We start from the raw sequence: 24,824 nt of genomic DNA, 5'->3' as shown, positions 1-24,824 counted from the left end.
TTAAAGATGGAAGAAGATAAGAAAAATGAGGAAAGCGACGAATTAAAACAATTAGATCCAAAAAAACACCTTGTACACAGAGTTTTTAGGAAATATAAAGAAGAAGAACTTATTGAACTTAAACGTAAAGGTGTAAAAAAACCTTTTTATTTAGCATTTCCTCGAAAAACAAAAGAATTTTTATCTAAATTTAAGCATTATATTGGTGTGATTGTAATATTAATTTTTTTAATTCTTATAGGGTATTTGGTTGCTTTTATTTATTCACCCCCTCCTCCTACTGCAAGTTTTATTGATACCTTAAGCAGGAAGAATATATATGGTTATGTGTATTTTGATGGAGATCTTGTTGGAGATACAGATGGTATAGAATTTAAGGATTTTCCTATTGAATATTGTAATGAGACTCATTTTGTTAGATTAGAATCCGAAAAAGATGCTTTTGAATGGCAGACTTATCCTATAGATTGTAAATCAAAAAAGGTTATTTTTTATGTAGACCATACACAAGTTCAACCATCTATTTACTTGGTTTTTAAGTTTTTAGATAGTACAGGGTCTTTTTATATTCCCGGAAATCTGTATTTTGATGATGTTTTTGTACAAAAAGTAAAAGGAACTGTATCTATATTAAGAAAAGAATGTAAAAACATTACTAAAATAAAATTAGAACACGAAGATATTTATGATATATGGGATAACAAAGTAGATTTATGCGATAGTTATGATGAAATTGAGCTAAAGAGTTCTTTAAAGTAGTAAAACCGAAAGCTTTAAATATAAAACTACATATTCTAATTATTAATTCTTATGGATGAATTAGTTCTAAAATGAAAACAGAAGTTAAAGACAATGTATTGAAAACAGGTACTACAACAATTGGTTTGTTGTGTAAAGATGGTGTTGTGTTAGCGGCAGATAGAAGAGCGACTATGGGGAATATCATAGCTGATAAAAGAGCTCAAAAAATACACCAAATTAGTGATACTCTTGCTATGACAATTGCAGGAACTGTTTCTGATGCACAATTATTGATAAAATTAATTCAATCAGAGATTAGACTTAAGCATATAAGAACAAGGAAAGAAATTTTTGTTAAAGAAGTTGCTAATCTTTCAGCTAGATTTGTATATAATAATATAAGACAGATGTCAATGATACCTGGGATTACTCAGTTTTTAATGGGTGGAAAAGACCCACAAGGTTTTCATTTATATGATATCTTTGTTGATGGTTCTATAACAAAATGTCAGGATTATGTTTCAAGCGGTTCTGGTTCAATAACTGCTTATGGTGTTTTAGAAACATTATACAAAAAAGATATAACTGTTGAAGAAGGCATTAAATTAGCTGTAAAAGCTTTGAATGCTGCATTGCAAAGGGATTCTGCATCTGGTTCTGGTTATGATGTTATAACAATAACTGAAAAAGGGTTTAAAAAGGTTTTAGAAGAAGAAATTAATACACAAATAAGTGCTTAAATTTGTTGGTGGTTCTTTTTATTAAGATATTTTATTAAAAATGGCGAATATAATTGAAGAAGTTTTGAAGCAATTACCTAAAGAAAAAATATCTGATGCTTGTTTTGAAGGAGCAAATATTGTATTATATACAAAGAATAAAGATTTTTTTCTTAATAATAATGGATTAATAAGAGAGATAGTCAATAATATAAAGAAAAGAATAGAGTTAAGACCAGATCCAAGTGTTACAATGGATTTGGAAAAGGCTGAAAAAGAAATAAAAAAATTATTGCCAAAAGAAGCTTTTGTTGGAAATATCTTATTTGATCCTCAGAGAAGCATTGTTGTTGTTGAAGCTGAAAAACCAGGGCTGGTTATCGGCAAACAAGGGGCTATTCTAAAAGAAATAAGAGAAAAAACATTCTGGGTACCTTTGATAAGGAGAACTCCTGCAATAAGATCAAAGCTTATAGAAAACGTAAGATCTGTTTTGTATCAACATTCTGATTATAGAAGAAAATTTTTAGATAAAATAGGCCATAGAATATATGATTCATGGGTGCGTGAGAAAAAAGAGGAATGGGTAAGGATAAGTTATTTAGGAAGCGGCAGGCAGGTTGGAAGAAGTTGTATATTGTTGCAAACACCTGAAAGTAAAATTTTGCTTGATTGTGGTGTTAATGTTGCAAGCAATAATGAAGCATATCCTATCTTAGAAGCGCCTGAATTTGATATAAATCAGTTAGATGCTGTAATTGTTTCACATTCTCATCTTGATCATTGCGGGTTTATACCTTATTTATTTAAGTATGGTTACAGGGGTCCTGTTTATTGTACTGAACCAACTAGAGATGTTATGTCTTTGTTGTTATTAGATTATATTAAAATAATGAAAGCAAATAGTGATAAAGAACCAATTTTTGGATCTGATGATGTTAGAGAGATGGTTAGGCATACAGTGTGTTTAGATTTTGAAGAGGTTACTGATATAACTCCAGATGTAAGGATTACATTGTACAATGCTGGTCATATCATTGGAAGCGCTATGGTTCATTTACATGTAGGAAATGGTCTGCATAACATTCTTTATACAGGAGATATGAAATATGGAAAAACTGCTTTATTAGAGCCTGCTGTAACATCATTCCCAAGATTAGAAACTTTAATGATGGAAGGTACATATGGTGGAAGAGAAAACATCCTGCCTCCTAAAAAAGATAGTGATGAGGAGTTAATAAATTTAATAAAGAAAACAATCGAAAGAAAAGGAAAGGTTTTAGTTCCTGTACTTGGTTCTGGTCGTGCTCAGGAGGTTTTATTGATTATTGAGGATGCTATAAGAAACAATAAATTAAAAGATGTTCCTGTTTATATTGATGGAATGGTGTGGGATATAACAGCCATACACACAGCATATCCAGAATTCCTCAACAATTTTATAAAAAAATTAATTTTTCATAAGGATAATAATCCTTTCTTGGCTCCTTATTTTAAGAGGATAGGAAGCCAAAAAGAAAGAAAAGAGGTTATTGAGGATAAAGGTCCTTGTGTTATTTTGGCAACATCTGGTATGTTAGTTGGAGGACCTTCTGTTGAATACTTGAAACATTTATCTGATAATCCTAATAACAGCTTGGTGTTTGTATGTTATCAGGGAGAGGGTTCTTTAGGTAGAAAAATACAAAGAGGAGCAACAGAATTTATTACAATTTTTGGCCAAAAACAAGAATTAAACCCTATTAAGATGGAAGTTCATACAATAGAAGGATTGACAGGTCATTCTGGCAGGAAACAATTAATGAATTTTGTTCATAAATGTGACCCTAAACCTAAAAAAGTAATTATAAATCATGGCGAGAGTTCAAAGTGCTTGGATTTGGCTTCTTCTATACATAAACAAAACAGGGTAGAGACTGTTGCACCCAGAAATCTTGATGCTTTAAGGCTGAAATAATATTCATAAGAAATAAAACCCATTAATCATCGAAAGCTTTGCATCCCATTTCTTTTAGGTCATATCAGGGAATCCCATTTCTTTCAGCTCATCTGGATAAGTTTGTCTCATGTAGTGGATGCATTCTGAGAAGTGTTCCCGGCCAACAACCGCAGATATAACATCATAAAGAAATGAATAGTTAGGTAATCTTTGTTTTGCCTTATGCACTTTTTCAATCTGTTCAAAGAGAAAGGCTGCAACTCTGTCAAGAACTACTTCAGTTACTATTGGTTGCCTAGTGTCATCAAACTCTATATTTACTTTGTCTGTGAGTTCTTGTATCATTGCTTGTTTGTTCATTTAATCTTCACCCATATAATTTATTTAACCAAGTTCAATGCCCTACCTATTTTTGGTTCAACAAAAAACTCATTATAAATTGCTTCAACAGCTTTTCTGGCATTTACTGGCTCATTATTTGTTTCATTAACCCCATAGATGATACTTAGCTCTGAAGCTCCTTGTGTTATAAACTTTATATTAACTCCTTCTAATGCAATTGCTCCTGCAATTCTTGCTGAGACACCTGGTTTTTCTTTCATGCCCTGACCAACTACCGATATTAATGAAATTGGATTATAATCTGGTGTTATATCATCACTCGGAATTTTAAAATAATCCGCAAGATGACGGGTTACTCTGTTAACAGTCATATTTGTAAAATATTCTTGGGGAATTATAAAGGAAATATTTGAGACATCTGTTGGCGCATGTTCTATTGGAAATTCACCAAAACTAGTAACTCCTACTTCAGTATGAAGGAGGTAGGTTGCCAAAATATGATTTGGATCTCTTGAAAACAATACCTTTCTTATGTTCAAACTGCAATAACCTGGCTTGAATGCAATTCCAGTAATCGCATGATCATCACTTTTCCTGTGCTTTACAATCCATGTGCCCTCTTTATCCGGATTAAATGTGTTTCTGACATGGATTGGAACATCTGCTTCCAGGCAGGGCTTAATTGCATCAACTTTTAAAACACTAAATCCAAGATATGAAAGCCCCATTGCTTCATCATATGTCATAACATCTATTGGAAGAGCATCTTCTATACAGCTTACTCTCCTAATGTTGTCAACATCTGTAAAATTTTCATATATTTCAGCTCTTAAAACTCCTGCTATTTTGCCACCTACTGTGTCTGAACCACCCCTAGGGAGTGCTGCGATTACTCCATTTTTTGTAGATCCATAAAACCCTGAAGTAACTGCGATTTCTTCTAAATTCCCTAATTCAGCTATTATTTTTTCATCAGATTCAGGCAAGATTATTGCATTGCCAAAATCATCAGATACAACTATCATTTCTTTAGAATCAATAAATTTTGCATTAGCCCCCATCTTATTAAGATATTCAGTCATAAAAAGACCAGTTGCATATTCACCCCATGCTTTTACATTGTCAGAATGTTGTTTTGGATTTGAATATTCTTCTCTTAATCTAGTATCTAAATCATGCATAAATCTATTTGTATTATCATCAATTCCTAATCCCTGAGAAATAGAGAGTAATTTTTTCTCTAAATGTTGCATGGGCTGGAAATCAACCCTATGGTTCCTATGTTGTGTTTCTACTAATTCTATTAATTGGTTTGTTACCCCTCCAAATGCAGATACAACAACAATTCGCCTGTCATCATCTCCTAGAATAATACCTGCTGCCTGCTTAATTTTATCTGCATCAGCAAGTGAACTGCCTCCGAATTTACACACTTTACCATTATACATTTTGTGTTAATGGATGTGCCATCTGTTTATAAACTTTTCTTTTGTAACTACTTTAAAATACTAAAATTTATAAAGGATTCATTCTTTTTTTATTTTGGGGGTTAAAATTAAAAAATTATTATTAGTCTTAGTTTTTTTTGTAATGGTTTTTTCCAGCTATAGCTATGATTATAATATTGAACAGCCTTCTTTATTGAATAATGCTGTTACAGACAAATTATCTCCTTCAAACTGGATAAAGGAAAGCCAAATTAAGGTTTATGGGAATAAAGTTATAATTGAAATTGAAGGAGCTGAATGGGCCAAATTTACAGATACTAATTCAATGGATCCTATATTAGATAAAGATACTAATACAATAGAAATCATACCAAAAAATTATAGAATGATTAACCCAGGCGATATTATTTCTTATGAAATTGATGAAGTAGATGGTACAATTATACATAGGGTTGTTGAAGTTGGTTTTGATGAAGAAGGATGGTATGCGATAACAAAAGGAGATAATTTAAAAAAAACAGACCCATATAAGATAAGGTTTGAGAATATAAAAAGAGTTGTTGTTGCTATAATATACTAAGATTTAAATAAACAAGTTCTTTTATTTTGTATTATGTTACGAGAAGATTATATTAAAGCAGGAAGATTAGCAGCAGAAGCCAGAGAATATGGAAAATCATTAATAAAAAAAGGTTCATATCTATTGGATGTTATTGAGAAAGTAGAAGAAAAAATTAAAAGTTCTGGTGGTGATTTTGCATTTCCGCCTCAAATAAGTTGTGATGATATTGCAGCACATTTCTGTCCTGAAAAAGATGATAAAATAGTTTTAGAAAATCAATTAGTTTGTTTAGATATTGGAGTTCATATTAATGGGTTTATAGGAGATTGTGCATGTTCTGTTGATTTGTCTGGTCAAAATTCTGAGTTAGTTAAGGCAAGCGAAGAAGCACTAAAAGAAGCAACAAAAATATTACAGATTGGAACAAAATTAAAGGATATTGGAAAAACAATTCAACAAACTATTGAGAGTTTTGGTTTTAAGCCTGTAAGAAATCTATCTGGACATGGATTGTCTCAATGGAATATACATGATATTCCAACAATTCCTAATTTTGATAATAAAGATGAAACCACATTAACAAAAGGAATGACAATTGCAATCGAACCATTTGCAACAAATGGAATTGGTTTGATAGAAGAAAAAGGAGATCCATCTGTTTTTGGTTTAACAGGAAAAAAATCTGTTAGAGTAGGATTTGTCAGAAATATACAAAAAGAGATTGAAAAATTAAATGGTTTGCCTTTTACAACAAGATGGCTGACAAACAAATTTTCAGAAGCTCAAGTAAGATATTCTTTAAATCAATTAAAGCTATTGAAAATATTACATGAGTATCCCCCTTTGGTTGAGAAACAAGGAGGATTAGTTAGTCAAGCTGAAAATTCTTTTTTAATTGATGATAAAGTTGTTTGTTTAACTAAAATATAAGTTTATTTTAATTCTATCTGGATTCCTCCAACTCTATCAGCAACGTTATTGTATAAGAAAGCTACAAAAGCTCCCCCTATAAATCCAAATATCCCGTAAAAAAATGGTAGAATGATAATCCCAGCATAACCTAGACCAACACCAACTGCACCTGCTTCTGCAAGGACATCTGATAGGTTACCAAATATAGTGTAGACTATTCCGTATAACAATCCTATAAAAGCCATTATGACTCCTTGTATCTTTGCAACAGACAAAACCCCTAATTTTTTTATTGTTTTCATCTTTTACCTCCTTAATATTAATTTATGGAAAATAATGATTTAAATAATTTCCTGTTTATAATGTATTTAATTGCTCTTTTCTTTATTTTTAAGATATTTTAGCTCAAAATAGCAAGATTTATATAGTAAAAAGCATTACGAATACATCACTATGGTAATGCAAACTATGCAAATAAGGCTAACTAATGGATTAATCAATGAAATAAAGATTTTAGTAGACTTAGGAATATATCCTAATGTTTCTGAGGCTGTTAGGGATTCTGTCAGAATGTTGGTTACTTCTAAAGAAACCCCTAAGGGGATACCTCCTGCAAGAGAAGAAGAAATAAAAACAATACAGGAAAAAATTCAAAAAGAAGTAAAAGAACAATTTCAAAATCCAAAAGGCACTGAAGATTATTACCCTGAAGAGATGTCTATTAGAAATAAAGTATTTGATGTACTAAGAAAAAATGCTTTAAAATTTGGTTTTCTAGAGGTAGATAGTCCTGTAATTGAAGATCTAGATTTATTAAAGGCGAAACAAGGAGATGAAATCATAAAACAAATATTTATTACTGAAAAAAAAGGAGACGAAGAACTTGCTTTAAGAGCTGAATTTACCCCTTCTTTGGCCAGAATGTTTATTGCAAAACAAAAAGCAATACCAAAACCAGTTAAATGGTTTTGTATTAACAGGGTTTTTAGATATGAAAAACCGCAAGCAGGACGCCAAAGAGAATTTTTTCAGTTTAATGTTGAAATCTATGGCTGCTCTAAACCTGAAGCAGATGCAGAAATAATTAATTTATCAATAGAATCATTAAAATCTCTTGGTTTAAATGAAAAAGATTTTTTTGTTAAAATAAATAATCGTAAACTTATACAGGGGTTGCTATCAGAAATTGTTGAAGAAAAACAATTAGAAGATGTGATGAGGATTATTGACAAAAGAAAAAAGATTAGTGAAGATGAATTTAATTCTGAGCTTGAAAAAATAGATATAACTCTTGATCAGATAAAAAAAATAAAAATTTTTCTTGATTCTAAAATAAATAATCTAAATCCAAAAAACGAATTAGCAAAACAAGGCCTAAAAGAACTAAAAGAAATCTTAAAATTAGTAGATAAAAAATTTATAAAAGTTGATTTTAGTGTTGTTAGGGGTTTAGCATATTATACAGGAACTGTTTTTGAAATATCCGACACAAAAGAAAAATTTAGAAGCATTGCTGGTGGTGGGAGATATGACAACATGATTGAATTATTTAAAGGGGATAAAACACCTTCTACTGGTTTTGGGATGGGATATTCTACCTTAAGATTATTATTAAAAGAAAAGGGACTATTACCAAAAGAAGATATTGGTGTTGATTATTATATTGCAATTGTAAATAAAGATGTTAAAGAAAAAGCTTTTGAAATTGCTTTTAATCTAAGAAAAAAATATAGAGTAGATATTGATCTAATGCAGAGAAATTTAGGCAATCAATTTGATTATGCAAACAAAATTAAAGCAAAAAATGTAATTGTAATTGGTCCTGATGAATTAAAAAAAGGAAAAATAAAAATCAAAAATATGAAATCAGGAAAAGAAGCAGAAAAAGCAATTGAAGATATTAATGTTTAAAATGCAAAGTTTTAAATATATGTTATTATTTTTAAGTAGTAAATAAATATAGGTATTATAAAAAATGGCTGGAGAAAAAATTTTAGTTTTAGATGATACTAAACAATGTAGAGATTTCTGTTTAATGATACTACAAGGAAAAGGCTATAATGTTGTTACCGTAGAAGATGGGTTAAAAGGAGTGGATGCTGTAAGAGAAGCATATGAAGAAGAAACCCCTTTTGATCTTTATATTAGTGATGTTTGCATGCCTAATTTAGACGGTCCTGGATTTTATAAACAAATTGAAGAAGAAGGAATAAATGGCTCTTCTATTATATTTATGAGTGGTGGAATGGATGATAGTCAAAAGGATAGAATAAATGAATTAAATCCTGTTGCTGTTTTAGATAAACCATTTGAATTAACACAACTATTAAGTGTAGTTGAAGATGCATTACAGCATTCTCAAGGTTTAGAATCAAATTTAGGTCATTCAACGCAACATACTAATCCAATTCAAGATAGGCAATACCCAGTTTAGAACTTCACAATTTTTTGTGTGTTAATTATTTTTTAGATAATAATTAACCAATAGCTCTTCTAACATCAATAACTTCTACTGATTGAACTCCAGAAATTGATTTTATGCTTTCTTCTAATGAATCTGTTGAACCTTGTGATTCATCCATAATAAAGATTATATCCAGTGATTTTAAACCAAATGCAATTGGTTTTTCCTCTGTTTTTGTTTCACCTTCTCCTGCAAACTCTTTTATTAGTTTTAGTGTTTCTTCTTTAAGTTTAGTTAAATCTACTTCAGGAGATTCAGGCATTATCTTTAGTGTAATAATTACGTTTGTCATTTCAATTAGGACCAGCAAAATCACAGGATTGACATTTGTATTTTGCAGCGTTTTGTCTGCATGATTTACATCTAACTATCTCTTGTTTTTCGCAGTTAGGACACATAAATCTAACTACTCCTTGTTTGTTTGTTATTCTTTTTTTACAAGATGAACATATTAATTTTTGGTCTTCCATGACCTATGGATTAAAGATGCCTTTATAAATATTACGATTGCAGCTCTTTATACCATTCCAAAAGGGTAATAAAGATTAATAAAGGACTAGTGACGTTTTTTGGGTATGGGGTTGGGATTTGGCAAGAAGGATAAAAATAAAGTGTTAGATAAGGCTCCCTCTCCTCCAAAACCTGTTTCTAAGAAAAAAGTGAAGAGTAGGAAAGTTACCAAAATCAATAGGTTAAAAAAAGAACTTGAACAAAAAAAGCTTGAAGTTGAGAAATATGCTAGTGTTAAATCAACACAACTTAATGAACAAGAAATGGAAATTATGGCAGGGCATAAACAACTAAGCCGTGATCAACACAAATGGAAAAAAGATAAAGCATATCTTGAAAGGAAGATATTCTTGCTTAATAGAAAGAAAGATTATTTAGAAAAAGAATTTACTAAAAAAGACAGATTACTTGACAATCAATTAACCGAAAAGGGAAAAAAATTAAAATTAGTTGAACAAGAATTTAGAAAAAGACAAAAAATAACAAACGACGATAAAAAAATATTGTTGGAGAAAGAAAAAGAGATTTTAGCTGGTTTAAAAGAATTTGAAAAATTAAAAGAAGCGGCAAATGAAATTAATCTAAGAGAAAGAAAGGTTTCTGATAGAGAGATATTGATTAATTCCAGAGAAGATTTAATGAAAAATAGAGAGAGGAAAATAGAGGAATCATTAAACAAGAGTTTGAAGAAAAAATTACAACTGGGAAAAGAGGTAACAATATTATCAAACGAGAAAAAATCTATTGAATCAAATTTATTAGGAATGAAAAAAGAACTTCAGAATATTAGAAATGAATTTGTTCGTAAAAGCAAAGAAGGAGCTCTTGAAAAACTTCGCCTTGTAAAAAAAGAAGATGAAATTAATAGAAAACTTGAACTTATGAAGAAACGTGAAGATGTTTTGAAAAAGATTTCTGAAAGAGAGAGGTTAGTAAGTGTTCAGGAAAGTTTAATGAAAAATAAACAAAAAGACCTCGAAAAACAAGCTTCTAACATTATTAAAGACAGGGTGAAATGGGAAAAAGAGGTAAAAAAATTAAAAGATAGTAAAAAACCAATTGAAGAAGAAATAAAAAAGAAAAAATTGGAACTTGATGTTTTAGGCAAGGAGCATTTTAGTAAAAATAAAGAATTAGAAATGGCAAAAAAAGAGATAAGTTCTTTACAAAATCAAAATATGAGTAAAACTAAAGGATTAGAAGATCAACAAAAGGATTTATCACAAAGAGAAAAAGATGTTAATGCTAAATTAAAAGAAGTTGAAGATAACAGAGCTTTACTGCTTAATGAAGAAGATCAAGTAACAGCCAGATTAAAAGAGTTAAAAAAGAAGAAAGATGTGTTAAGAGCAAATGCTTCTATTATATTTAAAATAAAAGATGAAATAGATTTTAAATTAGCTGAAAAAGAAAATAAAGTAGACGGTTTAAAAGAAGAATGGGATACTATAGAAGGCTTATTAGAGGACAGCAAGAAAGTATTTATTGATAGTAAAAAAGAATTAGATAATTCTTTGAAAAATGCTGATAAATATAATAAAACTTTAGAAAAGATTGAGAAATCTAAAGATTCAATAAGTAAAAAAGAAAAATATGTTAAAAGTCATGTTTCTAATCTTGATAAAAGGGAAAAAATAGTATCAGAGAGGGAAGCAAAAATAAGGAGATCTAAAGAGCTAGTAGATAAAGCAGAAGATTTAAACCGCAGGATAGCTATCTTAACTGATGTTTATAATTCATTAAACAGAAAGATTGAAGATAAAAACAGATTCTTAAGAGAGTTAGATGATGAGGAGAATCTTTTGAGTGAACAAAAGAGACAGGATTTAGAAGAGTTAAAAGCAATAGAAGAAAAAAGTGTGATGAAAGAATTAGATATGATTCGTACTGAAGATAAAATAAAAGGTGTTGAATCAAGAGAAAGAAAATTATGGGACAAAGAAGGAATTATTGAAGAGAAATTAGCTAAAATTGAAGAAAAAGAATTTGTTGAACAATTAAAAGATGCTGTTCCTAAAACTCCTAAAAAAGCAGAAGATAAAACCAAATATGAAGATATCCATTCATCTATAGAGGAAGCTAGGAAATTAATAAATTCTAATCAGATAGCTGAAGCAACTTCTTTGATAAAACAAATACAATCAATGCAGAGAAAAATTAGAGCTGGAGATAAAGAGAAGAAAGGAATAAATTATGATTTGATAGAATTAGAAACAGATCTTAAAATAGCTTCTTTGTAATTTATTTACCATATTTCAAATAATGTAATTTACAATTTCCAATAACTCTTACATCAATTAATTCAGCTCCTTCTAGTTTCATTAAAGCCATTGCAGCAGTTATCCTAGAAACTTTAGTTTTTTCAGAAATCTCTCTAATAGTCAATCCTCTAGTATCTTTTCTAAGAATTTCTTTTGTTTCCGCAATAACTCTTTCTAGCTTTGCCATTCCTTTATACTAGTATATATTATACACACTTATTACTAGTATATAAAGATTTCGGGTATTTTGAGCTAAATATATAAACTACTGTTTTTTTCATTAATTATGCTACAAATAGATGGATCTTACAACGAAGGCGGAGGACAGATATTACGTACTGCTTTGGCTTATTCTACTTTGTTTCAAAAACCATTTGAAATAATAAATATAAGAAAAGGAAGACCTAAGCCAGGCTTGAAAAATCAGCATTTGTATTGTATTAAGGCTTTACAGCAATTATGCAATGCTAAGGTTGGTGGAGATGAACTTGGTTCTGAAAAATTAAGATATTTTCCAAATAAAATTAGTTCTACAAAAATAAAAGTGGATATAGAAACAGCAGGTTCTATAACTTTATTATTGCAGTCTTTGCTTTTGCCTTGTTTATTCTCACAAAAAGCAAAAAAAATAGAAATAGTTGGCGGAACAGATGTTAAGTATAGTCCCCAAATAGATTATCTTAAGGAAATAATTCTACCTCAGCTAAATAAATATGCAGAAAAAATAGAATTAAAATTAGAGAAAAGGGGTTATTATCCAAAAGGAGGAGGAAAAATAATATTGACAATAAGGCCAAAATACAACTTAGAAAATCTTGAAGATTCTCCTAAAATAGATTTAACAGAACAAGGAGGCCTAATTCAGATAAAAGGAATAAGTCATGCTTCACATGATTTACAGGAGATAGAAGTAGCAGAAAGACAATTAAAATCAGCTAAAATAAATTTAAGTCAATTAAAAGTTCCTATAACAATTGATGCACAATATTCAGATACATTATCAACTGGCTCTGGAATAACCTTGTGGGCTGTTTTTTCAAAGGAAGAAGAAGAACTAGGTTATTTGAACCCAATTAAAATTGGTTCTGATGCTCTTGGAGAAAAAGGAAAACCTTCTGGAGATGTTGGAAAAGAGGCTGCTCAAAAATTAATAGATGAAATAAATTCTAAAGCACCAGTTGATCAGCATTTAGCAGATAATCTAATTCCATTTATGGGTTTAATTCCTGGAAGTGAAATAAAAACTTCTAAAATAACTAACCATACTCTAACAAATATCTATGTTGTAGAACAATTTCTTGGGAAAAAATTTAAAGTAGAAGGAAATACCATTAAATCAATCTAAAATTCAATTTTTATACTTAAATCTTCATCAATTTTTATATTACCTTTGCCAAATTCTATTTTTTCTGCTTTTATTGTTGCTCTTATGTCATCTACAAAATCATCTAGTTTTTCTTTTGTCTGGATTGTTAAAACTTTTACAGGTTCTTTTAGTGATTTTTGTTTTTGTGTTTTATGCTGGCGTACAGCAGCAATGATTTCAATTGCAACATCTCCTGCTTTTTCTGCTTTTTTATCTTCTAGTTTTTTATTGTATTCAGGCCATTTAGAAATGTGAATAGATTTTGTTTTTTCTTTGTCTGCAAAGTATAGATGATGTATTTCTTCTGTGAAAAAAGGTGTTATTGGTGCTATTAATTTCAGGCATGCTAGTACTGATGTGTATAATGAGTATTGTGCTGATTTTCTTTGTTCTTTTCCTCTTGTATCTGGGTTGTATAATCTGTCTTTTGCGATTTCTAAGTAATTGTCGCATAAAAGCTGCCAAAAGAATTTTTCTGTTTCTGCTTTTGTTTTTGAAAACTCATATTTTTCAAAGGTTTCTGTAGAAGTTTTGATTAAATTGTTTAATTTGCTTAGAATCCATCTGTCAAATCCTTCTAGTTGTTTAGGTTTTTTTAGATCATAATCTTCTAAGTGCATTATTGCAAATTTAGAGGCATTCCAGAATTTTGTTATGAATTTTTGTCCTGTTACTAATTCTTTTTCAGGGAAAGATAAATCATCACCAAGCTTTGTGCTTCCAGCCATGAATCTTAGGGCGTCTACTGAATATTTTTCAATCATATCTCCTGGTTCAATAATATTTCCTTTTGATTTGGACATCTTTTTCCCTTTTGGGTCAAGCATCCAGCCATTTATGAAACAGTCATTCCATGGTTTCATATTGAAATGCAATTTGCTTTTTACAACTGTATTGAATAACCAGAAAGAAATTATGTCGTGGCCTTGAGGCCTTAAACTTATAGGATTTTTGATTAGAGTATTGTAAACGGGTTTTCCTTTGAACAATTCTTTTACAAGTGTTGGGGTTAAGGAAGAAGTTGCCCATGTGTTTATAATATCTTTTTCTCCTATAATTTTCTTGCTTTTACATTTTGGGCATTCTTTTACTGGTGGTTTGTCTTCAACTGGGTCAACTGGTAAATCTTTTTCATTTGCTAGGATAATCTCATCACAATCTTCACAATACCAGACCGGGAATGGGATTCCAAAATAGATTTGTCTTGAGATACACCAATCCCATTGCAAACCTTTAACCCAATTGTCGTATCTGTTTTTCATATGTTTAGGAAACCAATTTAGTTCGTTTCCCCATTTAAGCATGTCTTCTTTTAGGTCAAGATATTTTATAAACCATTGTTTAGAATTAATAAATTCAATAGGAGTTCCACATCTTTCATGAACATTTATAGGATGAGTTATTGGTTTTTGGGATTTTAGTAATTTCTTTTCTTGCATATCTTTAATTATCTGTTTTCTTGCATCTTCTATTTTTAACCCTTTATACTTTCCTGTAATTTTAGTCATCTTACCATCTTTTCCAATGGATTCTTTGATTGGCAGATTATGTGCTTTTTGCCATTCTGCGTCTGTTGAATCACCAAAGGTGCAGCACATTACAATTCCTGTTCCTTTTTCCGGGTCTGCTCTATCATCTTCCAGAATTGGAACTTCAAAATCAAATATAGGAACTTTTGCTGTTTTTCCTTTAAGCTTTTGATAGCGTTTATCATCTGGATGGTAGAAAACAGCAACACAGGAAGGTAATAGCTCTGGTCTTGTTGTTGCTATTATTAATTCCTTATCCCTTACTTTGAAAACAACATCATTGAAAAATGAAGGAATGTCTTTATCTTCACATTCAACTTGTGAGATGGCTGTCTGACATTTTGGACAGAACATTGCAGGTGATTTTTTTCTGTATTCTCTTCCTTGTTTATATAAATCTAAAAATGATTTTTGTGATATTTTTTGACAGTGTTTATCAATTGTAGAATATGTAACATCAAAATCACAGCTTATTCCCAGATTTTTCCAATCCTGACTATATCTTGGTTTTAATTCTTTTTCTAGAGTTTCTAGGCATAATTTTCTGAACTCTTTTCTATCCATTTGACTGGCTCTAACATTTTTTAATTTTTGAATTAGTGTTTGAGTTGGCAGGCCATTGTCATCTGTTCCAAATGGCTGTAGTACATTGAATCCCTGCATTCTTTTGAATCTTGCAATAAAATCCTGCTGGCTATTGCCAAACGCATGTCCCATATGCATTTTTCCAGAAACAGTTGGCGGAGGAGTATCTATAGAATAAATATTTTTAGATGAGTTTGAGTCAAAATGATATGTTTTGTTTTTTTCCCAAAACTTTCTCCATTTTTCTTCTGATTTTTTTGAATCATAATGCTTTGGCATGTCCATAGAAAATAAATATTTAGCTATTTTATAAGGTTTTTGTTTAATATCTTTAAAGCCATTATTTTATATGCTAGTTTGGCTAGGGAGAATGCTTCTGCTTTGAAATTATACCTTGGTGCAAATTCATTTATGTCTGCTCCGATAACTTCTTTGTTTTTGAATATTTCTTCTAGAATTTCTATAACTTGATTCCAGGAAAATCCCCCTGGTTCTGGTGTTCCTGTGTTTCTTATGAAACTTATATCAAAAACATCAACATCAATTGAAATGTAAACTTTATTTTTTAGTTTTTTTAGTTCTTGTTTTAGTTTTTCTTTGTTGAAATCATAAGCTTTTATTATGTTTATGTTTTTTTTAGAATCTATTATCTCTTTTTCATCAATATCCATAGATCTTATTCCAATTTGTAAAATATTATGGTTTTCAGAGATTCTTTGTGAAACACATCTATGGTTGTATTGAGAATTGTTCCATGAGTGGAACATATCAGGATGGGCGTCTAGGATAATTACAGAGAAATCTTTATATTTTTTTTCTAAATCTTTTACAACCCCAATTGTTATTGAATGGTCTCCACCTAAACTTATTGTGAATTTACTATTTACTTCTTTTTTATTTTTTATAGTTTTGATTCCTTTTGCAAATGGTTCATTATCAAATTGTTCATCATAGTATTCTAGATGTTTAGAAGCTTTTATTATTTCTTTTGGGCCTTTTTTAGCTCCCTTACCATATGTTGGGTTATTTTCATATTCAATTGGCAATATTTGAAAAAATGCGTTCTTTCTATATTTCTCTGGTAGATTCATGAAATTCATTTTAATTCTTTTATTTTTTCAAATAGCTGTGGAAATTCACTATATCCTGCTTTTGTGCCAAAATGGCCTGCATCTTCAATTATGATTAGTTCACTATGTAGTTTTTCTTTGAGCTCTTCTCCTTTTCCTATTTTAACATAAGGGTCGTTCAAAGAATGGAATAGAAAAAATTTATCACAGTTTTCTTTTATTTTATTAAAATTAAACTCTTTTTGTGCGAAGGTCTTGTTTATTTCATTAAGTTCTGAACGTTCTTCAAGACTTCCAATGAATCCAGCAACCAAAAAACAAGCTTTTATTTTTACATTAATTTTTTCAAGTACTGAAAGAATGAATGCAACACCAAGGCTATGTCCTATTAACACTGTATCTGAATCAATTTTATTAAAATTTTCTTTAAATACATTTATCCAATTTCCTAATGTTTGATTTTCTGGTGTAGGAAAATCTGGAATTATAACTTCGTGTCCTAATTGAATTAATTTTTCTTTTAACCATGGAAACCAATTCTCTTTTGAGTGTCCATGTGCACCATGAATAATAAAAAATCTCATTTAATCACCTCTGTTTCAAGCTTTTCTAAATCACAAAAATCTGAAGTAAAGTTGTATGCTCCTGCGTTTAGAAATGTTAGTTTGTCTCCAACTTTTGGGTTTTCTAAATAAACCCTGTATCTAAATAGATCCATTGAACATGGCGTTACTCCTTTGATTACATACGGCTTTCCTTTTTCTTGTTCTCCTTCTACTAAAAGTTTTACAGGCACAACCAAAGCGTCCATGTCTGAATTGTAAATAGAAGCGTTAACAATTATATTATTTTCATAGATTCCTATGATCTTTGTTTCTAATTTTACTGCTGGAGCTGCTAAGAATCTTCCTGGCTCAACAATCATTTTAATATTTCTTTTATTAAGGAAATCTTTGAATTCTTTTATTTTATCGAATATAGATTGAATAACATCTTTGTTTGTGTTGGCATAATCAGAAGGGATTCCTCCTCCTATATTGATATATTCAATTGTGTTTAGTGTTTCTTCAGTAAGAATACTTGATATTTCATATTTAAGATTCCATTCAGACATATTTTGTGTTTTTCTGTGAAAATGGATTCCTAATTTTATATTTTTATTGTTTTTTAGTTCTTTTATTCTTTTATTCACTATGTCTGATTTCATACCAAACACAAAAAACTTTTCTGTTTTGATTGTGTTCTCTTTTAATTTAATCCTTAGGAAAAGGTTTATTTTAACTTCATTATTATTTAGAAATTTTATTAGTTCATCTAAATCAGATTCGTTATCAACAACAAAAGAGTTTATTTTTAAGTCAATAAGTTCTTTTATAAATTTTTGATCCCATGCTTGTGCAAGAAATAAAACTCTTGACACGTCTTTTATATGTTTTAGTTCGTTGATCAGGTGAACACTAAACCAACAATCTGTTTCTTTTTCTAAAATTTTAGTTACTTCTTGATTTGTTTTAGAACTATAAGAAACTTTATCTGCTAATTGGTTTACTTTATTGTATTGTTCTAGTGCTTTGCTTTTGGATAGAATAAATCTAGCTTTTTGCATCTTTTTTCATTTGTTTTGTTATTTCTTTCTCTTCATTCTTTTCATGTTCTTTTGGTTTTAGTAATCCTTCATCATCTAGTTGTTCCATTGCGTTTATCATTGCTAATGGGAATGTTATTGTTACATCTCCTATAACCGTTGCAACATCTGACTCATCTTTTACTTTTCCCCATGATTTTGCTTCTTCTGTTGTTGCTCCACTCATTGAACCAGAGGTTTTATGTGCAGTGGTCATGTAGACAGCATAATCTGCTCCGCCGTTTAGTAGTGTGCTTAATATTGCGTGGTGTTTTGAAATGCTTCCACCTAATGCAATAATCCCTTTTTTTTCATCATGACTTGTTGAAAATAAAATATTTCCAAAATCTTTTACAACATCTACGATAAAATCATTGTGTTTTTGCTGGAAAAGGTATAAGTGAAATCCAAAAGCACCATCTGTAATTGCTGGGCAGAAAATTGGCACATTGTTTTTTGCTGCTTGATAGAGTATTGATGATTCATCCTTAATCATTAATCCAATCTCTCTTAATAAATCTGAAACAGCCCATCTTTTTTGTTTTTTGTATAGTTTATCCAGGATTTCTAATATCATATCTTCAAAATGCATATAACTTTCATTATTTATCAGAATATTCCCTATCCTGTTTATTCCTTTTTCATGAAGCTCTACATCATCTGCTGCAAAATTTCCAATACTAAACTTTTCTCCAGATGCTTTCATAATATCTTCTTCTAATCCCCCTACTGTTGTTACTATTATATCTGCCATTCCATTTTTTATTATTTGGGCGAAAAATCCTCTTAAACCAGAAGTAACCATATTTGATGTGAAAGTCAGGAAAATTTTTGCATTGTTTTTTTTCATCTTTACAAAAATATCAGAAGCTTTTTTTAGTTCAATACTTTGGTAGCCTAGATGCTGGTATTCACTAACCAACTCTTTGACACGCATTCCTTTTTTCCATATAAAATCTTTAATATACATTTTACTTTAATAACAATCTAACTAGAAAGAATACTTAAGAACCAAATTTTCTAACTGAGTTCATATTGTTTTAGAATAGAATAAGCTTTATAAAGATTATTGTTTTTATTTCTAGAATGTTAGTAGATGTACATTGTCATTTGGATTTTCCAGGATTAGTTGAAAGATTAGATTCTGTTATTGAGAATGCTCGTAAAGCAGGTGTTAAGGCTATTATTACATCTGGTGTTGATCCTAAGACTAACAAATTGGCTTTAGAATTTGCTTCTAAATATGATATTGTACACCCTTCTTTTGGAATTTACCCAATAGATGCTTTAGAAAGGGAAGGGTTACTTAAAGAGAAAATAGATATTGATGAACAGCTTAAGTTTTTAGAGCAGAATAAAGATAAATTTGTTTGTGTCGGGGAAATTGGTCTTGATTTGCATAGTGGTAAAGATTTAGAAGCACAGAAAAAAGCTTTTGTTAAGATTTTAGAAATGGCCAAAAAACTAGACAAAACAGTTTTAATACATTCTCGTAAAGCCGAATCAGAAGCACTCGATGTTCTTGAATCTTGTTCAATGAAAAAGGTTGTTATGCATTGTTTTTGTGGAAGAAAACATTTAGTAAAAAGAGCTTATGATCTTGGTTATTATTTTTCTGTTCCTACAAATATTGTTAGATTACAGCAATTTCAAGATATGGTTAGTTTAGTTGATATAAACCATTTACTGACTGAGACAGATGCTCCTTTTTTGAGTCCATATAAAGATAAGAAAAATGAACCAGCTTTTGTTGTTGAAACCATTAAAAAGATTGCTGAAATCAAAAATATGACAAAAGAGGATGTTGAGAAAAACATCTGGATGAACTATCAGCAGGTTTTTCTATAACCTAACATACGTGATAAAGAATTTCTAACTTTTTTTGTTTCTTCATTAAATTGGAGAAGAGGCTTAGTTATTTGACATGATAAAGCTAGATAAAATTCTGCGTCTGTGTTACTTAATCCATTTGAGTGCTCTAATCTTACATTTTGAGGACTAGCAGGAAGACCATAGTAAATAATTATTGTTGTTGGGTCTGTTTTTCTATTACCTCTCATACCCATTCCAAGAGGAACTCCAACCTCTCCTATTAATGGCCTAATTAATTGTTCTGGTTTTTCATCTTGTTCTATTAACGCATGAACATAATCAGGAGTTAATTTATCACACTCTTCCTGAGTTGGGAAGCAATGACAATATCCTATGCCATCTACATTATTGTTAAATTGTGCATTTTGTTGAAGTTTATCTAAAGTATATTGAACAAAAATTCCCAGGTCTGTTTTTAATTGTTCTACTAATGTCTGATATAAAGAATTATCCCTCTTAATATTGTGTCCTTCTAAATTTTCAAATTTTGGTTGATATTTTCCTACTAATCCTCCTAATACTCTCTGAATAATAAGATGCAGTATAGGCGGGGTATTGATCTGTTTTTCTATTTCAATAAATCCATTAAATTGGTTAATATATTTTTGTTTATCATTACAATCTAAAGGTTCTAAAGCTTTTAATGTTGTGGAGAATAACTCAAAACGATTATGATTATCATATCCAAAAACCAAGTTTGTGCCGTAATCAATTACACTTTCTACTAAATCACGACATCTATCTCTTGCACTATCATCAACTTTTTTTTGATGTCCGTTCTTAACAGGGCTCTTCTCAACACAAAACTTACAAGTGCCTAAAACAAAATCTTCCAGTGTTCCCCCCGCATTGTCTAATATACTTAGATATACTCCAATTTCCTGTTTCCCTGCTATCTCTTCTGCTACACTCTTTGCTGTATCAATTAAAGCTTCTGTCATTTTATATAATTTATATATCCAAAAACAAAGGGAATGTTGTTTTTCTTTAAAAAATTTCCTATTTTTCAGTAACAATATTTCAATATAAAAATAGTAAAATTTATATTCTCTTACGTTTATAATATTTTTATGAAGATATCTGTTGATACAAAAGAGGATAGTCACGAAGATATTCGAAAAATTATAAAAATGCTGCAGAATTTTGTTGGTGATAGTGCTTTTTCTAATCAAGGAAGCCTATTTAATGATGATCCTCCTAGTTTAGATTCAAGTGATAGTAGTGATGAGGGAACTAATGCTTTTAGTGCAATGTTTGGTGATGATAGTCCTCCTTTGCCTGATGTTCCTTCTAATGAAGAAATAGAAGAGGAAAAGCCTAAGAGCTTTAAAGATATGCAGGAATCTGAGATTATACCATATTAGGAAGTTTTATATATTTTCTTTCTTTATTGCCCCTTATGGCAAAATATAAGTTTATAGATGCTTTGACTTCAGATGTTCTTTTTGAAGCGTATGGAAAAGATTTGAAAGAACTATTTAGTAATGCTGCTGAAGCTTTGTTTTCAGTTATTTGCCAAATTGACAAGGTTAAAGCTTCCAAAACAGAAGAGTTTGAGATAAAAGGAACCGAGTTAGAAGATACATTATGGAATTGGTTATCTGGCTTGATTGCGATTGTTGATACAGAACAGATGTTTTTTTCAAAGTTTGAAATTATTGAAGTTGACGAAACTCATGTTAAAGCAAAGCTTTCTGGTGAATCAATTAGACCAGAAATTGGTGAAACAGTTGTAAAATCACTTACAATGCACAAGTATAAAATAGAAAAAAATAAAAATGATTATAAAGTTACAGTTAGTCTTGATATATAGTTTGTTTATTGTTATTTTTTTTATTGGTTGTGTTGAAAAACAAGATGAGGTGATACCAATGAGTGAATTAAAATTGAGAAGTAATGCTTTTGAGAATGAAGGGGATATTCCTGACAAGTACACTTGTATGGGAGAGGATATAAATCCTCCTTTTGATATTATAGGTATTCCAGAGTATACAAGAAGTTTGGTTTTGATTATAGATGACCCTGATGCACCAATGGGAAACTGGGATCATTGGATAGTTTTTAATATAAAACCCGTTTCAAGGATTGAAGAGAACAGTGTACCAGAAGGAGCTGTCCAAGGTGTAAATGATTTTGGAAGGAATTCATATGGAGGACCTTGTCCACCACAAGGGACACACAGATATATGTTTAAGTTATATGCACTTGGCATAACTTTAAATTTAGATGCAAGTGCTAAAAAAATAGATGTAGAAACTGCAATGAAAGGACATATACTTGCTGAAACAAACCTAGTTGGATCGTATACTAAATGAAATGATTAAAAACTGGAAAAAAGAAATTGCAAGAGATCTTTTAGCTTTAGGAGGAATTCCATTTTATTTTATTGTTTTAATAAGAGCCATAATTGGCAAATATTCTCCTTTTGTTTATCAGTTAGTGATTACTTTGGTTGTTTTAGTTATTTTATCTTTAATATTCAAAAATTCTAATCAGCATATTGCGCGAGGTCTTATTTTGGTTTTTTTTACTTCATTGTTTTACAAAGATATACTGTTCACGATTTTTGCATCTTTACTATGGCTTTTTATGATATTCTCCTTATTCTATTTGAAAGTTAAAAGTAAGGAAATAGTTAAAGGAGTATTATTTGGAGTTATAAGTATGACAATGGGCTATTACCTAACACCTTTCTTAATTGTTGGTTAAAGTTGTTATCTACAGATTTTGATCTAGATGAAAAAAAGGCAAGTGGAAAAGTATATAAATAAATATATTTTTGTACAATAATACAACGAGGAGATTATAATGAAAGAAAAATTAAAAAAATTAAATGAATTTGAATGGCAGTTACCTAGAGAAGGCTCTATGAATGTAAATGGGCTAGTTATAGGAAATAAAGCTATAATCGATGAATTAGAAGATGGAACTGTTGGACAGATTATGAATGTAACTCAGATGCCTGGTGTGATTGATCCTGTTGTAGCACTTTCTGATGCTCATTTTGGTTATGGATTGCCTATGGGAAGTGTTGCTGCTTTTGATGCTGTCGACGGTGTTATAAGCGCTGGCTTATGTGGTTTTGATATTAACTGCGGGATAAATTCTATTCGTACGAATTTAACTTATGATGAAGTTAATTCTAAGATGGAAGAACTTATTACTGAATTATTCAAAACTATTCCTTGTGGAGTTGGTTCTAAAGGAAAGCTTAGGCTTAGTGATTCTGAATTAGATGAAGTTTTGGTTAAAGGATGTAAATGGGCTGTTGAGAATGGTTATGGTGTTAAAGAAGATTTAGCATCATTAGAAGAAAATGGATGTATGTCTGGTGCTGATCCTTCTAAAGTCAGTGATTTAGCAAAAAAAAGAGGAAAACCACAGCTTGGGACTTTAGGTGCTGGTAATCATTTCTTGGAAATACAAAAAGTAAGTGATATTTATGATAAAGAATTTGCTTCTAAGTTAGGAATAACAGATAAAAATCAAGTAGTTATTATGCTTCATTGCGGTTCTAGAGGTTTAGGTCACCAGGTTGCTACAGATTATTTGAGAATTCAGGAAAAAGCTGTTCAAAAGTATAAGATTAAATTAGCTGATAGACAATTGGCTTGTGCTCCTGTAAATTCTTCAGAAGGTCAGGATTATTTTAAAGCAATGAAGTGCGCTGTTAATTATTCTTTTACAAATCGCCTTGTTATGACGCAATGGATAAGGGAAACTTTTGAAAAGGTATTTGGTAGAACTTGGCAGGAGATGGATATGCATACTATCTATGGATTATGTCATAATGTTGTTAAATTAGAGAAGCATTTAGTTGATGGTGTTGAAAAAGAGGTTTATGTTCATAGAAAAGGCGCTACAAGAGCTTTTCCTGGAAATCCTGTTTTAGTTGCAGGCTCAATGGGAACTGCTTCTTTTATTTGTAAAGGAAGTTCTAAAGCTATGGAAAAGACATTTGGAAGTACTTGTCATGGTGCTGGACGTTCTATGTCAAGGCATGCCGCAATAAGAAAGTTTGATGGAGAAGATATTCGTAAAGGATTAGCTTCTCGTGGTATAATTGCAAAATCAACTCATCCTAAAATTTTATCTGAAGAAGCCCCTGAAGCTTATAAAAATGTTTCAGATGTTATAGAAAGTGTTGATAAGTCTGGAATTTCTCCTAAAGTTGTTAGATTAGAGCCTATGGGTGTTTGTAAAGGTTAGATTTCTATTATTTTTCCTCTTCTACCAACATTAATAACTTTTGTCTTGCCTATTTTTTCTTCTATGCCTTCTGCTTCATGCACATGACTGCAGAGTAATATATCTGGTTTTAGTTTTTCTACTGCTCTTTTTACACCTTCTGATCCTGGAAATATCTTTGTAAATTTTTCCATCTTTGTTCCAGAAGGATGGACATGAGTTACCATTATATTCTTTTTTAGATATTTTATCTTGTCAAATCCTTTTTTTAGTAAATCGTAAATTTCTTTTTCTTTTAGTTGGAATAAACCTATGTTTGCTCCCCCTGCTCCAAATATTCCTACGTCTTTATACTTAACAGAATAGCCATGAATGTTTTTTATTTCATAAAATTCAGCTAGGAAATCTGCTGTTGCAACAGGCTCGTGATTTCCTGGTATTAGTAGAACTTTTTCATGCAGTTTTTTGAAAGGTTTAATCAAATTAGCTGTTGATTGATCTGCATAGGTTATATCTCCACATAAAACAACTAAATCAACATGTTCTTTTTTTGCTTTTTTTGCTAGTTTTTCAGCTAGGTCAACATCTCCATGAATGTCTCCTGCTGCTAAAATCCTTAGTTTCTTTTCAGGCATAATAGAGAAAAAGACGCTCTTGTTTAAAAAATTATCTTTCTTTAAAAGATAATATAA

Annotated in this window: 28 protein-coding genes; 15 read left to right on the top strand and 13 right to left on the bottom strand. The window is 30.4% G+C overall.

The window, feature by feature from the left end:
- The first annotated feature begins 6 nt into the window (after window positions 1-6).
- From CEE44_01490 to CEE44_01480, 3 genes are all read left to right on the top strand, one after another.
- Window positions 7-759: a hypothetical protein gene (locus CEE44_01490; GenBank protein ID TKJ17190.1), complete on the top strand. Its 753-nt coding sequence runs from the start codon at window positions 7-9 to the stop codon at window positions 757-759.
- Window positions 760-830: 71 nt separating this feature from the next.
- Entirely contained in the window at window positions 831-1,481 is a 651-nt protein-coding gene (locus CEE44_01485) for a proteasome subunit beta (protein ID TKJ17189.1), read from the top strand.
- A gap of 40 nt (window positions 1,482-1,521) precedes the next feature.
- Window positions 1,522-3,417 carry a hypothetical protein gene (locus CEE44_01480; GenBank protein TKJ17188.1) on the top strand — a complete coding sequence of 632 codons (1,896 nt, stop codon included), beginning with the start codon at window positions 1,522-1,524 and terminating at the stop codon, window positions 3,415-3,417.
- 54 nt (window positions 3,418-3,471) lie between these two features.
- Here CEE44_01480 and CEE44_01475 read toward each other — a convergent pair whose 3' ends face one another.
- Both CEE44_01475 and CEE44_01470 read right to left on the bottom strand, forming a co-directional pair.
- The gene (locus CEE44_01475) at window positions 3,472-3,759 is read right to left on the bottom strand and encodes a hypothetical protein (protein TKJ17187.1); all 288 of its coding nucleotides are present in this window, start codon (window positions 3,757-3,759) and stop codon (window positions 3,472-3,474) included.
- A 20-nt stretch (window positions 3,760-3,779) separates the two neighbouring features.
- Window positions 3,780-5,189, bottom strand: coding sequence for a hypothetical protein (locus CEE44_01470; GenBank protein TKJ17186.1), 1,410 nt, complete (start codon window positions 5,187-5,189; stop codon window positions 3,780-3,782).
- A gap of 94 nt (window positions 5,190-5,283) precedes the next feature.
- Here CEE44_01470 and CEE44_01465 point away from each other — a divergent pair, with 94 nt between their 5' ends.
- Both CEE44_01465 and CEE44_01460 read left to right on the top strand, forming a co-directional pair.
- On the top strand, window positions 5,284-5,769 hold the full coding sequence (locus CEE44_01465; protein TKJ17185.1) for a hypothetical protein: 486 nt from the start codon (window positions 5,284-5,286) through the stop codon (window positions 5,767-5,769).
- 33 nt (window positions 5,770-5,802) lie between these two features.
- Window positions 5,803-6,681 carry a type II methionyl aminopeptidase gene (locus CEE44_01460; protein TKJ17184.1) on the top strand — a complete coding sequence of 293 codons (879 nt, stop codon included), beginning with the start codon at window positions 5,803-5,805 and terminating at the stop codon, window positions 6,679-6,681.
- Between the two features lie 2 nt (window positions 6,682-6,683).
- Here the strand turns inward: CEE44_01460 and CEE44_01455 are convergent, their stop codons facing one another.
- Window positions 6,684-6,965: a hypothetical protein gene (locus tag CEE44_01455; GenBank protein ID TKJ17183.1), complete on the bottom strand. Its 282-nt coding sequence runs from the start codon at window positions 6,963-6,965 to the stop codon at window positions 6,684-6,686.
- Window positions 6,966-7,116: 151 nt separating this feature from the next.
- On the opposite strand from CEE44_01455, the gene CEE44_01450 reads away from it, so the two are divergent.
- Window positions 7,117-8,574 (top strand): histidine--tRNA ligase, encoded by a 1,458-nt coding sequence (locus tag CEE44_01450; protein TKJ17182.1) that lies wholly within the window; start codon window positions 7,117-7,119, stop codon window positions 8,572-8,574.
- A gap of 64 nt (window positions 8,575-8,638) precedes the next feature.
- Entirely contained in the window at window positions 8,639-9,097 is a 459-nt protein-coding gene (locus CEE44_01445; protein ID TKJ17181.1) for a hypothetical protein, read from the top strand.
- Window positions 9,098-9,140: 43 nt separating this feature from the next.
- Here CEE44_01445 and CEE44_01440 read toward each other — a convergent pair whose 3' ends face one another.
- Both CEE44_01440 and CEE44_01435 read right to left on the bottom strand, forming a co-directional pair.
- Window positions 9,141-9,419, bottom strand: a complete 279-nt coding sequence (locus CEE44_01440) for an elongation factor 1-beta (GenBank protein ID TKJ17180.1) — start codon at window positions 9,417-9,419, stop codon at window positions 9,141-9,143.
- A gap of 1 nt (window position 9,420) precedes the next feature.
- The gene (locus tag CEE44_01435; protein TKJ17179.1) at window positions 9,421-9,597 is read right to left on the bottom strand and encodes an RNA-binding protein; all 177 of its coding nucleotides are present in this window, start codon (window positions 9,595-9,597) and stop codon (window positions 9,421-9,423) included.
- 105 nt (window positions 9,598-9,702) lie between these two features.
- Between CEE44_01435 and CEE44_01430 the strand changes: the two genes are divergently transcribed.
- Window positions 9,703-11,877, top strand: a complete 2,175-nt coding sequence (locus tag CEE44_01430) for a hypothetical protein (protein ID TKJ17178.1) — start codon at window positions 9,703-9,705, stop codon at window positions 11,875-11,877.
- Window position 11,878: 1 nt separating this feature from the next.
- Here CEE44_01430 and CEE44_01425 read toward each other — a convergent pair whose 3' ends face one another.
- A complete protein-coding gene (locus CEE44_01425) occupies window positions 11,879-12,085 on the bottom strand; it encodes a hypothetical protein (protein TKJ17177.1) in 207 nt (68 codons plus the stop codon).
- Window positions 12,086-12,184: 99 nt separating this feature from the next.
- Here CEE44_01425 and CEE44_01420 point away from each other — a divergent pair, with 99 nt between their 5' ends.
- Window positions 12,185-13,243: an RNA 3'-phosphate cyclase gene (locus CEE44_01420; GenBank protein ID TKJ17176.1), complete on the top strand. Its 1,059-nt coding sequence runs from the start codon at window positions 12,185-12,187 to the stop codon at window positions 13,241-13,243.
- Here CEE44_01420 and CEE44_01415 read toward each other — a convergent pair.
- From CEE44_01415 to CEE44_01395, 5 genes are read right to left on the bottom strand one after another with little or no spacing between them, the layout of a single operon-like run.
- Window positions 13,240-15,663: a valine--tRNA ligase gene (locus CEE44_01415; GenBank protein ID TKJ17175.1), complete on the bottom strand. Its 2,424-nt coding sequence runs from the start codon at window positions 15,661-15,663 to the stop codon at window positions 13,240-13,242. The two genes, CEE44_01420 and CEE44_01415, sit on opposite strands and share 4 nt — an antisense overlap.
- Window positions 15,664-15,680: 17 nt before the next feature.
- Window positions 15,681-16,478, bottom strand: a complete 798-nt coding sequence (locus CEE44_01410) for an agmatinase (protein ID TKJ17174.1) — start codon at window positions 16,476-16,478, stop codon at window positions 15,681-15,683.
- Window positions 16,475-17,032 (bottom strand): hypothetical protein, encoded by a 558-nt coding sequence (locus tag CEE44_01405; GenBank protein ID TKJ17173.1) that lies wholly within the window; start codon window positions 17,030-17,032, stop codon window positions 16,475-16,477. The genes CEE44_01410 and CEE44_01405 overlap by 4 nt, the downstream gene beginning before the upstream one ends.
- Window positions 17,029-18,054, bottom strand: coding sequence for a decarboxylase (locus tag CEE44_01400; protein ID TKJ17172.1), 1,026 nt, complete (start codon window positions 18,052-18,054; stop codon window positions 17,029-17,031). The genes CEE44_01405 and CEE44_01400 overlap by 4 nt, the downstream gene beginning before the upstream one ends.
- Window positions 18,041-19,042: a deoxyhypusine synthase gene (locus CEE44_01395; protein ID TKJ17171.1), complete on the bottom strand. Its 1,002-nt coding sequence runs from the start codon at window positions 19,040-19,042 to the stop codon at window positions 18,041-18,043. The genes CEE44_01400 and CEE44_01395 overlap by 14 nt, the downstream gene beginning before the upstream one ends.
- 116 nt (window positions 19,043-19,158) lie before the next feature.
- Between CEE44_01395 and CEE44_01390 the strand changes: the two genes are divergently transcribed.
- Window positions 19,159-19,920: a hypothetical protein gene (locus CEE44_01390; GenBank protein TKJ17170.1), complete on the top strand. Its 762-nt coding sequence runs from the start codon at window positions 19,159-19,161 to the stop codon at window positions 19,918-19,920.
- Here CEE44_01390 and CEE44_01385 read toward each other — a convergent pair.
- A complete protein-coding gene (locus tag CEE44_01385) occupies window positions 19,902-20,885 on the bottom strand; it encodes a hypothetical protein (GenBank protein TKJ17169.1) in 984 nt (327 codons plus the stop codon). The two genes, CEE44_01390 and CEE44_01385, sit on opposite strands and share 19 nt — an antisense overlap.
- Before the next feature lie 129 nt (window positions 20,886-21,014).
- Here CEE44_01385 and CEE44_01380 point away from each other — a divergent pair, with 129 nt between their 5' ends.
- From CEE44_01380 to CEE44_01360, 5 genes are all read left to right on the top strand, one after another.
- A complete protein-coding gene (locus tag CEE44_01380) occupies window positions 21,015-21,308 on the top strand; it encodes a hypothetical protein (protein ID TKJ17168.1) in 294 nt (97 codons plus the stop codon).
- 35 nt (window positions 21,309-21,343) lie between these two features.
- Complete coding sequence (locus CEE44_01375; GenBank protein TKJ17167.1) at window positions 21,344-21,757, top strand: archease; 414 nt, start codon at window positions 21,344-21,346, stop codon at window positions 21,755-21,757.
- Between the two features lie 58 nt (window positions 21,758-21,815).
- On the top strand, window positions 21,816-22,259 hold the full coding sequence (locus CEE44_01370; protein ID TKJ17932.1) for a kinase inhibitor: 444 nt from the start codon (window positions 21,816-21,818) through the stop codon (window positions 22,257-22,259).
- Between the two features lies 1 nt (window position 22,260).
- A complete protein-coding gene (locus tag CEE44_01365; protein ID TKJ17166.1) occupies window positions 22,261-22,653 on the top strand; it encodes a hypothetical protein in 393 nt (130 codons plus the stop codon).
- A 99-nt stretch (window positions 22,654-22,752) separates the two neighbouring features.
- Window positions 22,753-24,153, top strand: coding sequence for an RNA-splicing ligase RtcB (locus CEE44_01360; protein ID TKJ17165.1), 1,401 nt, complete (start codon window positions 22,753-22,755; stop codon window positions 24,151-24,153).
- Here the strand turns inward: CEE44_01360 and CEE44_01355 are convergent.
- Window positions 24,150-24,767: a hypothetical protein gene (locus tag CEE44_01355; GenBank protein TKJ17164.1), complete on the bottom strand. Its 618-nt coding sequence runs from the start codon at window positions 24,765-24,767 to the stop codon at window positions 24,150-24,152. The genes CEE44_01360 and CEE44_01355 overlap by 4 nt on opposite strands.
- Window positions 24,768-24,824 lie beyond the last annotated feature (57 nt).

The organism is Candidatus Woesearchaeota archaeon B3_Woes (genome assembly GCA_005222965.1).
In the GTDB taxonomy this organism is placed as follows: domain Archaea; phylum Nanobdellota; class Nanobdellia; order Woesearchaeales; family B3-WOES; genus B3-WOES.
This window is presented reverse-complemented; position numbering and strand designations above follow the sequence as displayed.